Raw genomic sequence first — 9,872 nt, 5'->3', positions numbered from 1 at the left:
GGACGCCTCCCTTAAGTGGTGCTAAACACCTCCACTTTGGCACATCGATGCCGTCGGCGGGGCGTCCACCCCATCATAGGCGCCCTGGCTGTCGGTGTGGCCGACGATGAAGACGTTGAGCTGCGGCTGGCTCGTCAGCAGCTTTGCGATCTGCTCCAGCGTCGGGCGGCTTTCCGGTTTGAGCACCGCCTTGTCGGTGTCGAAATAGATGCCGTAGAGCGCGATGTGGCCGGTCTCGCCGAGTCCTTTCGCCATCGCGGCGGCATCCACCATCTTGTTCGCGATGGCGCCGAGCTCGGCGACGGTGACCTGCGCGGTGATGTCCTGGTTGTTCTGGCTGACCAGGACGCTGGCGAAGGTCTCGCGTCCGCCCTCGGTCTTGCGGCCGGCGTAGTAACGGTAGTTGAAACCATCGACCCACATCTGCGGGACTGGCAGCGTGTCGATAGCTTCAGTAAAGGGAATGGCGCCGCAAGCATCGGTGTCGCAGGCGAGCAGGGTCTCGAAGCCGGCTTTCGCCAACTGCGTCTCGAAATTGCGCGACACTTCCAGGATCGAGGGGCCGGGATTGGTGCGATAGGCGATGCGAAAGACGCGACCCTCGAGCCGCCGCGCATTGGCGGGCTGACCGTCCCTGAAGGGAGCCGCTTGCATCCGCGCCGCGTCAAAATCCTTCATCACATAGCCGGTGATGACGCTGCCGGCGAACCGGCCGATGCCGGGATAGTCGCGGCCACCGGCCACATCGCGCGTCTGCGCGGAAGCGGCCGTCAGGGTGAGGGAGAGCGATGCGAGGACGCCGAGCATGCGGCGCGACATGGACATAGACATGGTCATCTCGATCGGTTGGGGAGGGGGCGAGCGCATTTGATTTGTCGCAGGCAGGCAGCGATCGGTTCTGGCGAGGATTTGCCGCTTTGACGCGAATCCGGTTCCCGGGCATGATCGTGCGCCGCTCTCCCGCCCATTCCCTGTAGGATTCATCCGAATGTCGAAATACGCCTTGGCCATCGCCTTCATCGCCTGTCTGGCCGGCGGATCGGCGCAAGCCGCGCGCTGCGGCGGCGACTTCAACAGCTTTGTCGCCAGCATGGCCTCGGAAGCGCAAGGAGCCGGCGTCTCGGCGAGCGTGACCAGCGCGGCGCTCAGCGGTGTGCAGCAGGACGGCGCGGTGCTCGCCTTCGACCGGCGCCAGCGCTACACCTTCAACAAGAGCTTCGAGCAGTATGTCTCGACCCGTGTCGGCCCTGGCCGCATCAATGGCGGCAAGGCACTGCTGCAGCGCCACGCCGCACTGCTGTCGCGTATCGAACAGCAGTTCGGCGTGCCCCGTTATATCCTGGTTGCGATCTGGGGGCTGGAGAGCGATTTCGGCAAGGGCGACATCGGCAAGCTGCCGGTGATCCGCACCCTGGCGACGCTCGCGCATGACTGCCGCCGCACCGAGCTGTTCCAGGGCGAGCTGCTTGCGGCGTTGAAGATCGTGCAGCGCGGCGACCTGCCGCTGCGCGACCTGATCGGCGCCTATGCGGGCGAGATCGGCCAGACCCAGTTCCTGCCGTCCTCCTACATCAAGTACGGCGTCGATTTCGACGGCGACGGCCACGTCGATCTCCGCCACAGCGTCCCCGACGTGCTCGCCTCGACCGCGAACCTGCTCCACACCAGCGGCTTCAAGATGGGCCAGCCTTACGGCGAAGGCACCGCCAATTTCGAAGCCATGCGCGAATGGAACAGGGCGGTGATCTATCGCAAGACGATCGGGTATTTTGCCGATCGGCTGGCGGGGCAGTGAGGGCGTGACGTCTCTCCGCCGTCGTCCTGGCGAAAGCCAGGACCCATTACCCCAGGCGGGACTCGTTACAACGACTGGCAGTCACGTACCTGGTAACTGGCAGTCTTCGCCAAACTGAATTCGGTGGCTATGGGTCCTGGCTTTCGCCAGGACGACGGCCGCGGGTGAATGATGCCATTCGCCTCATGCCTCACTTCGTCCCCTTCGCCATTCTCTCCAGCTTGCGCTGTAACGGCGCCCAGTACGTTCCCGGGCGGAAGCGCTGCAGGAGATCCATGAAGCGCGCGTCGTTACCGATCAGGATGCGTGGCTCGTTTCTTTCGATGCCCCTGATGATGCGCAGCGCGGCGTCTTGCGGCGTGGTCTTGGCTGCGTTCTCGAACCGCTCGATCGATTGCGACCGGCGCGCATTGTCGGTGACGCCGACCCCGGTGTGCGAATTGCGGGCGATAGCGGTGGCGACGCCGCCGGGATGCACCACCGACAGCCTCACGGCGCTGCCCGCCATCGCAAGCTCGTGCCGCACGCTCTCGGAAAAGCCGCGCACCGCGAATTTCGCCGCGGCATAGGCCGACTGTCCCGGCGGGGCGATGATGCCGAAGATCGAGGACAGGTTGACGATGTGCGCCTCGCCCATCGTCTTCAGATGCGGCAGGAAGGCGCGCGTGCCGTGCACCACGCCCCAGAAATTGATGTCGAACAGCCAGTCCATCTGCGCCTGGTCGATCTCCTCGAACGAGCCCATCAGCGCCACGCCGGCATTGTTGACGACGATGCCGAGCGCGGGATGCGCGGTGGTCGCGTCACGCGCGAACTGCGCGATGTCGTCGGGTTCGCTGACGTCGAGGCGATGCAGGCTGACCTTGCATGCAGCTCCGATCTCGGCCGCGAGCGTCTTCAGCCCGGCCTCCTCGCGATCGGCGAGGGCGAGATCGCAGCCGCGCCGCGCAAGCTCGATCGCCAGCGCGCGGCCGATGCCGCTTGCCGCTCCGGTGACGGCGGCGGCGCCGCGGATCGCAGTCATGATGACCCCCCGTCGAGCCTCTCGAGCGGAACCATGATTTACATTTTTTCATATTGGAACCGAACCGCATCGCGGTTCCCACCTTAACCTACGTTACTTGATGAAGACAGGCAGCATTGGGAGCCGCCGATGGGACAAGCACAGCCATTTCGCGCCACCGCACTGATCGTGGAAGACGACCTCATGCAGAGGGAGATGCTCAGTCTTCTTCTCGAAGAAAGCGGCTACGACGTCATTCAGTGCGAGAGCGCCGAGGCGGCCGAGCTGGTGCTCGACAAAAGCGCGGGCGTGCTCTGCCTGATGATGACCGACGTCCAGCTTGCCGGCCGCATGAACGGGGTCGAGCTCGCGCACGTCGCCAAGGACCGCAACCCCAGGCTCGACATCGTCGTCACCTCCGGCCGCCCCTTGATGCAGGCCTTGCCCGACGGCGCAAAGTTCTGGGCCAAGCCCTGGGCGCCGCTCGACGTGCTCCGAGAGGCCGAGATCGCGCAGCTGTCCTGACGGTCGGTCCGGCTGGCCGGCTTTCGTGGTCCCGGGCGCGGTGATAAGGTCGGTCCATGACCTTGTCCTTCCTGCTCACTTCGCTGATCGTCGTCGCCTCGCCCGGCACCGGCGTGCTCTACACGCTGGCCGCCGCGCTGACCCGCGGCTCGCGCGCGAGCATCGCGGCCGCCTTTGGCTGCACCCTTGGAATCGTGCCGCACATGACGGCCGCGATGCTGGGGCTCGCCGCCGTGCTCCACACCAGCGCGCTCGCCTTCGCCGCACTGAAATGGTGCGGCGTCGCCTATCTGCTCTACATGTCCTGGCAGGCGCTGCGCGAGACCGGGGCGCTGGCAGTCGACGGCGAGATCCGCGAGCGTTCGGTCGGCCGGGTGATCGTGACTGGCTTCCTGATCAACATCCTCAATCCAAAGCTGTCGATCTTCTTTTTGGCCTTCCTGCCGCAGTTCATCGCCGCGGACGAAGCCCATGTGTTGGCGCGGATGCTGGAATTGAGCGGCGCCTTCATGGCGATGACATTTGCGGTGTTCGTGGTCTACGGCCTCTGTGCGGCCTCGGTGCGCGAGCGCGTCATCTCCCGCCCGCGCGTCATGGCCTGGCTGCGCCGGAGTTTTGCTGCCGGCTTCGCCGCGCTCGGCGCCAAGCTGGCGTTCGCGGAGCGGTAGCGTCTCCAGCCGATAAAGGCGGCAGCCAATAAAAAAGCGGGCCTTGCGCCCGCCGTCTTCAAACTCAGAACTCCCACCCGACGCCCGGGCGGAGCGAGCTCCACCCGGGCAAAGAATAAGAAGCTTCGTTACTTCTTCTTCGCTGCCTTCTTGGCCTTTTTCTTCGTCGCCTTCTTCGCCTTCTTCGCTTTCTTAGCCATAGGATCCTCTTCAGGGTTAATGGTGAAACGCGACACGAGGGATGCTCGGCGGAGGGCCAGCCTCGCAACATCCTCGACGACGAACTCAGCAGATTCGCGCGCTTCTGCCCCGCGCTGTCACATCCGTGTCATCGCGTTATCCACAGCTCAGATGCGTTTTCTGGCGATTTTGGCCCGCGAATCCGCATCGCCGGCCATGCCTAACGATCCGACAATGCGCCAGCCGTTCATGAATCCAAAACCAAAGGCATGTTTTCGCGGATCGCAGTGAGACTCCGTTAAGCGCGACGGCCGCATTGTCCTCCGCAAGAAAACGGGGACGGGTCATGAACGGACAGCTGGCAGGGACAGAGGGCGCGACGCTGCGCGTGTGGCGCGCGCCATGCTGAACGTGCCGACGCTCTGGACCGTGTTCGTCGTCAACTTCCTGGCGCTCGGCCTGATCTGGGCCTACGTGACGCGCTCCTATCCGAAATTCGCGGCCGCGCGGTTCTGGATGGCATCGTGCTTCGTCGGCGCGACCGGCACGATGGCGGCCCTGATCCGCCTTTTCGTCGTTTCGCCTGTCCCGCTTCTGCTCGGAGCCGCCGGTGTCATCGCGGCGAGCTGCCTTGCCGCCATGGGCATTCAGCGCTTCTACGGTCGGCCGGTGTCCTGGCGCCTCATGACCGCGACGGGAATTCTCAGCCTCGGCGGCGTCGTGTTCTTCATGGTCGCATACGATCACATGCAGCTGCGTATGCTCAGCTACTCGCTCGGACAGGCGCTCCCGCTGGCGCTATCGCTGCGTTTGCTGCTCTCGCCGCCGGAAGGCCGCGCCAGTCCGGGAGCCCGGCTCTCCGGCATCGTGATCATCACCATCATCGCGATCTTCGCGGCCCGTGCGGTCGGCAATCTGCTCGGCGGCGATTTCTCGTCGGTCTCCGGAGGGCAGTCTCATGCCGTCATGGTGCTGGGGCTCCTGTTCCTGTCGATGACGCTGAATTTTGGCTTCCTGCTGATGGCGATGGACCGCCTGCGCAACGAAGTTGCCGACCTCGCGCTGCTCGACGATCTCACCGGTGTCGCCAACCGGCGGCACCTGTTGCAGCGGCTGGGTGAAGAATGCGCCCGCTCGGAGCGCAGCAGCGAGCCGTTCTCGCTGCTGGTGATCGATCTCGACGGCTTCAAGGCCGTCAACGACACCCATGGCCATGCCGCGGGCGATGCCTGCCTGCAGCACTTCACCCTGATGGCGCAGACGCGCTTGAGGCCCGGCGACATGCTTGCCCGCACCGGCGGCGACGAATTCTGCGTCGTGCTGCCGTCGTCGACCTTGCGCGAGGCGGCTGTGATCGCCCGCCGCGTGCTCGAGGTCTGCCGCCAGGATGCCGTCAACTGCACCGGCATCGACATCCCGATCGCGATCTCGATCGGGGTGGCGCAGTGGGACCGCGGCGTCGGCCAGTTTCCGGACCGCCTGATCGCGCATGCCGACCACGCCCTCTATGCCGCCAAGAAGAACGGCAAGAACGACTTTGCGGTCCACGATCCGGCGCCGCCGCTCATGCCTGACCCGATCGGTCCAGGCGAGGCCTTGCGCAAATTCGCGTAAGGGCGTGCTAATCTCTGGTCCGCATTGGACCCGCATGATGATCTCTCGCCTGCTCGCGGCCGTTCTCGCCGCTCTCATTCTGATCACACCCGCCGCCGCGACCGACGCCGAGCTCGCAAAGCTCGCGCGCGCCTCCGGCACGCCCGACATTCCCGGCCTGAAGATGGTGTGGCTGGCGCCATGGGGCGATGTCGGCAACGCAAAACCCTGGCGCAACATCATCGTGCACCAGACCGAGGGACCGGCAGGCTCGGCGCGCGGCGGCGCGCAGGTGCAGGCTAAGAATCCCACGCGTCGCGGCGTCACATTGTGGGTCGAGACCGACGGCACCGTCTATTGGGCGGTCGCGGAAAACCTGGTGCCGACCCACGGCGACGGTGCCAACCGCAACGACAATAAGTACATCGACAACAAGCCGACCTATCGCCAGGTGGTGCGCGACAATTCGATCGGCGTCGAGTTCGCCGGCAACTATCCCGACGTCACCACGGGCCCGACCGCGGCGCAGGTCGCGGCGTGGAAGATCCTCGTCCAAATCCTGCGCGCGCGCTACGGCATCCCACTCGACCACGTCTATGCGCACAACTGGATCGACTACAAGGACGCCCGCTATTGCGAAGGCTGCTGGCTCGCGACGCTGGCGCGGACATGGGGGGAGTAGCTTGCGTGTCATTCCGGGTTCGCGCTACGCGCCCCGGAATGACGAGAGAGGTCACACCGGCTGCGACATCCAGCCGAACAGCCGCCTGACCAAGCCCGGCCGCTGCGGCAGTTCCGGCGGGCCGTCCGCCGCGAGCACGCGTTTGAAGAAGTAGTCCAGGAACACCATGTCGTTCGGCTCGGTGACGGTGAATGTCTCGTCGCCGAAATAGACGCTGTAGTTGAAGAAGAACGGACCCATCAGCGGGATCGTCGCGGTCGAGGCATAGTCCTTCGAGATCACGAACTCCGACGGCTCGAGCCCGTGGTCGCGCATCGCCTGCTCGACCAGCGGCAGCTTGCGCATGAACTGGGCGGAGAAGCCGCCGACGGTGGATTGCAGGATGATCGACACGGCGCGTGTCCGTTCTCTTGATGCTGTCGGCCCGATACTTTTGGTCGGTCGACCGGCAGCGCGGGTTCAAGGCACCGCCACAACCCCCGCTGTCATCGCCCGGTTTAGCCGGCGATCAAGTATTCCAGAGACCTGGATTGGAGACCTCGCTCTTACAACAAGCGCCGCGGCGTACTGGATGCCCCGCCTGCGCGGGGCATGACAGCGCGCCAGGTGTGTCGCATCACATCACGTGAACGAGGCATCCCACCCCAAACAAAAAAGCCGGCGTTGCCGCCGGCTTTCTGTCTCTTGTCGATCCGCCAATCTCTGGCGCTAGAAACTCGCGCTTAGAGCGCGGCTTCCAGCGCGGCCTGTTCGGCCTTTGCAATCGTGCCCTTGACCGCGGACTGCACCTTCTCGAAGGCGCGGACCTCGATCTGGCGGACGCGCTCGCGCGACACACCAAACTCGGCGGCAAGGTCTTCCAGCGTCATCGGCTCATCGGCGAGGCGACGGGCCTCGAAGATGCGGCGTTCGCGCGGGTTGAGCACGCCCATGGCGCCGTTCAGGGCGTCGCGGCGGTGATCATACTCTTCGTGCTCGGCCAGCATGGCTTCCTGGTTGGGCGAATTGTCGACCAGCCAGTCCTGCCATTCGCCGGCTTCGCCGTCGTCGCGGATCGGAGCGTTGAGCGACGCGTCGCCACCGAGGCGGCGGTTCATGTCGACCACGTCCTGGGCCGTGACGCCGAGACGCTTGGCAATGATGGCCACCTGGTCGGGGCGGAGATCGCCTTCGTCCAGCGCGGAAATCTTGCTCTTCGCCTTGCGCAGGTTGAAGAACAGCTTCTTCTGGTTCGCGGTGGTGCCCATCTTCACGAGCGACCACGAACGCAGGATGTACTCTTGAATCGACGCCTTGATCCACCACATCGCGTAGGTAGCGAGACGGAAGCCCTTCTCGGGCTCGAACCGCTTCACCGCCTGCATCAGGCCGACATTGCCTTCCGAGACGACCTCGGAGATCGGCAGGCCGTAGCCGCGATAGCCCATGGCGATCTTGGCCACGAGACGGAGATGGCTGGTGACGAGTTGGTGCGCGGCGTCACGATCATCGTGCTCGCGCCAACGCTTGGCGAGCATGTATTCCTGCTGGGGTTCCAGCATCGGAAACTTGCGGATTTCGCCGAGGTAACGGGAAAGGCCGGATTCGCCATTAAGGACCGGCAGGGTAGCTGTACGGGCCATAGTGCGCCCTCCAAACAGGTTCAGGCCCCCGATAGCGGCGGGCCAGGCAGACGACCGCTTGGTTAAAGCCGATCGGTGCTGCGATGTTCCGCGTTGGTCTTCAACGCAAGCGCAATATACTCCATCGGCAGGCAAAAAGGGAAGGATTGCTGACGTCACGTCCCCGTGTGGCAGCTATAACTTTTTGTAATGTAAAGCATTTCTGAAGCGGCCTGCGTCATTGCGCCGCTTTCAGGGCCCCCTGGAGGAGAAGCAAATCCTCCGGCAGAGGCGTCTCCCAGTGGAGTAATTCTCCAGTCCTCGGGTGCTCCAATACCAGCAGGTAAGCGTGCAGGGCCTGCCGCCCCAGCGCGGCCAGGACGGCCTGCGACTCCGGGCTCAGCTGGTTTGCCTTGGTCTTGAAATGCGGGCCGTAGACGGCGTCGCCCATCAGGGGGTGGCCTATGTGGGCGAGGTGGACGCGGATCTGGTGGGTGCGCCCGGTCTCGAGCTCGCAGGCGAGCAGCGCGGCGATCGGCTTGCCGTCCCGTCCGGCAAAACTCTCCAGCAGCTCCCAATGCGTCACGGCCTCGCGGCCGCCCTGACGCACCGCCATCTTCTCGCGCGCATGCGGGTGGCGGTCGATCGGCGCGTCCACGGTGCCGCGATGGCGGCCCGGCAGCCCCCAGGCGAAGGCCATGTAGCCGCGCCGCATCGGCCCGGTGCGGCCGTGGTCGGCGAACTGCGCGGTGAGCGAGGCATGCGCGAGGTCGTTCTTGGCGACCACCATCAGCCCGGTGGTGTCCTTGTCCAGCCGGTGCACGATGCCGGGCCGGCGCACCCCGCCGATGCCCGACAGCGATGAGCCGCAATGGGCGATCAGCGCATTGACCAGCGTGCCGGTCTCGTGGCCGGCCGCGGGATGCACCACCAGCCCTTTCGGCTTGTTGAGGACGACGATGTCGTCGTCCTCGAACACGATATCGAGGGCGATATCCTCGCCTTTCGGCTCCGGCGCGGCCGCTTCCGGCACGTCGATTGTGATCGTATCGCCGGAGGCGACGTGATAAGCGGGGTCCCGGATCGCGGCGTCCCTGAGGCTCACCGCGCCCGCCAGAATCAGGGCTTTCAGCCTCGATCGCGACAGTTCGGCAAGGTGCACAGCCAGCACGCGGTCGAGCCGGGTCGAGCCCTCGGAGCCCTCGACGACAACCTCCAACCTTTGCGCAGAGCCAGAATTTTCCATGACGACGTCTGATACCGTTGTTCCCGAACCGAGCCCCGAGCAGGCCGCGCTGTTCGCGCGGGTGCGGCGGATGATGCTGATCGCGGGGTTGACCACGGCGCTGGCAATCTGCGCCGTGCTGATCGCGGTGGGCTACCGCCTTTTCAAGTCCGAGGGAAGGGCGCCCGAGCCAGCAGGCGACGTGACCGCCACCCTGCCCAAGGGCGCCAGAATCGTCTCGAGCGGTGTGGCCGGCGACCGGCTCGTGATCACGCTCGATGTCGGCGGCGTCACCGAGATCCGCACCTTCGACGCCCACACCTTGCGGCCGGCCGGAAAGCTGAAATTCGCCAACGAGCCGTAAGGCGGGCCTGGGGCGCGGAACTCGCCTCAGCCGTCGTCCTGGCGAAAGCCAGGACCCATAACCACCGAATCCGGTTGCGCGCACGAGATCGTCGTTCCGGTTCGCCTTAACCACGCCCATTCGGGGTGATGGGTCCTGGGGGGGTGGGGGGAATTGAGCCCACGGCCCGGCCGGCCCCCCAGGTGCCATGTTAAACCACCCCCCACCCCCGGACCCCGCCACAAATAATGCGGTGG

General features: G+C 65.2%; 11 protein-coding genes. 6 read left to right on the top strand and 5 right to left on the bottom strand.

The window, feature by feature from the left end; genetic code table 11:
• Positions 1-21: 21 nt before the first annotated feature.
• On the bottom strand, positions 22-831 hold the full coding sequence (locus tag AC0L3K_RS26905) for an OmpA family protein (protein ID WP_473367200.1): 810 nt from the start codon (positions 829-831) through the stop codon (positions 22-24).
• A gap of 157 nt (positions 832-988) precedes the next feature.
• On the opposite strand from AC0L3K_RS26905, the gene AC0L3K_RS26900 reads away from it, so the two are divergent.
• A complete protein-coding gene (locus AC0L3K_RS26900; protein ID WP_473367199.1) occupies positions 989-1,795 on the top strand; it encodes a lytic murein transglycosylase in 807 nt (268 codons plus the stop codon).
• A gap of 190 nt (positions 1,796-1,985) precedes the next feature.
• Here AC0L3K_RS26900 and AC0L3K_RS26895 read toward each other — a convergent pair whose 3' ends face one another.
• Positions 1,986-2,819 (bottom strand): SDR family NAD(P)-dependent oxidoreductase, encoded by an 834-nt coding sequence (locus AC0L3K_RS26895; protein ID WP_473367198.1) that lies wholly within the window; start codon positions 2,817-2,819, stop codon positions 1,986-1,988.
• A gap of 129 nt (positions 2,820-2,948) precedes the next feature.
• On the opposite strand from AC0L3K_RS26895, the gene AC0L3K_RS26890 reads away from it, so the two are divergent.
• The 4 genes from AC0L3K_RS26890 (at position 2,949) to AC0L3K_RS26875 (ending at position 6,446) form a co-directional block, all read left to right on the top strand.
• Positions 2,949-3,323 carry a response regulator gene (locus tag AC0L3K_RS26890; protein WP_007596606.1) on the top strand — a complete coding sequence of 125 codons (375 nt, stop codon included), beginning with the start codon at positions 2,949-2,951 and terminating at the stop codon, positions 3,321-3,323.
• A gap of 56 nt (positions 3,324-3,379) precedes the next feature.
• Positions 3,380-3,991 carry a LysE family translocator gene (locus AC0L3K_RS26885; protein WP_007596605.1) on the top strand — a complete coding sequence of 204 codons (612 nt, stop codon included), beginning with the start codon at positions 3,380-3,382 and terminating at the stop codon, positions 3,989-3,991.
• 582 nt (positions 3,992-4,573) lie between these two features.
• A complete protein-coding gene (locus tag AC0L3K_RS26880) occupies positions 4,574-5,785 on the top strand; it encodes a GGDEF domain-containing protein (protein WP_219683005.1) in 1,212 nt (403 codons plus the stop codon).
• A 34-nt stretch (positions 5,786-5,819) separates the two neighbouring features.
• Positions 5,820-6,446: a peptidoglycan recognition protein family protein gene (locus AC0L3K_RS26875; protein WP_354169367.1), complete on the top strand. Its 627-nt coding sequence runs from the start codon at positions 5,820-5,822 to the stop codon at positions 6,444-6,446.
• A gap of 51 nt (positions 6,447-6,497) precedes the next feature.
• On the opposite strand, the gene AC0L3K_RS26870 is transcribed toward AC0L3K_RS26875, so the two are convergent.
• The 3 genes from AC0L3K_RS26870 to AC0L3K_RS26860 all read right to left on the bottom strand — a co-directional run bounded on the left by AC0L3K_RS26870 (position 6,498) and on the right by AC0L3K_RS26860 (position 9,293).
• Complete coding sequence (locus AC0L3K_RS26870) at positions 6,498-6,839, bottom strand: hypothetical protein (RefSeq protein WP_354202480.1); 342 nt, start codon at positions 6,837-6,839, stop codon at positions 6,498-6,500.
• 329 nt (positions 6,840-7,168) lie between these two features.
• Positions 7,169-8,068, bottom strand: coding sequence for an RNA polymerase sigma factor RpoH (gene rpoH / locus AC0L3K_RS26865; RefSeq protein ID WP_007596598.1), 900 nt, complete (start codon positions 8,066-8,068; stop codon positions 7,169-7,171).
• A gap of 217 nt (positions 8,069-8,285) precedes the next feature.
• The gene (locus AC0L3K_RS26860) at positions 8,286-9,293 is read right to left on the bottom strand and encodes an RluA family pseudouridine synthase (protein ID WP_473367197.1); all 1,008 of its coding nucleotides are present in this window, start codon (positions 9,291-9,293) and stop codon (positions 8,286-8,288) included.
• On the opposite strand from AC0L3K_RS26860, the gene AC0L3K_RS26855 reads away from it, so the two are divergent.
• A complete protein-coding gene (locus AC0L3K_RS26855) occupies positions 9,292-9,636 on the top strand; it encodes a hypothetical protein (RefSeq protein WP_354169372.1) in 345 nt (114 codons plus the stop codon). The two genes, AC0L3K_RS26860 and AC0L3K_RS26855, sit on opposite strands and share 2 nt — an antisense overlap.
• Positions 9,637-9,872: the final 236 nt, after the last annotated feature.

The organism is Bradyrhizobium sp. MI1.10, from assembly GCF_055811035.1.
The sequence above is the reverse complement of the archived record's forward strand: the minus strand, read 5'-3'. Positions and strand labels throughout refer to the sequence as shown.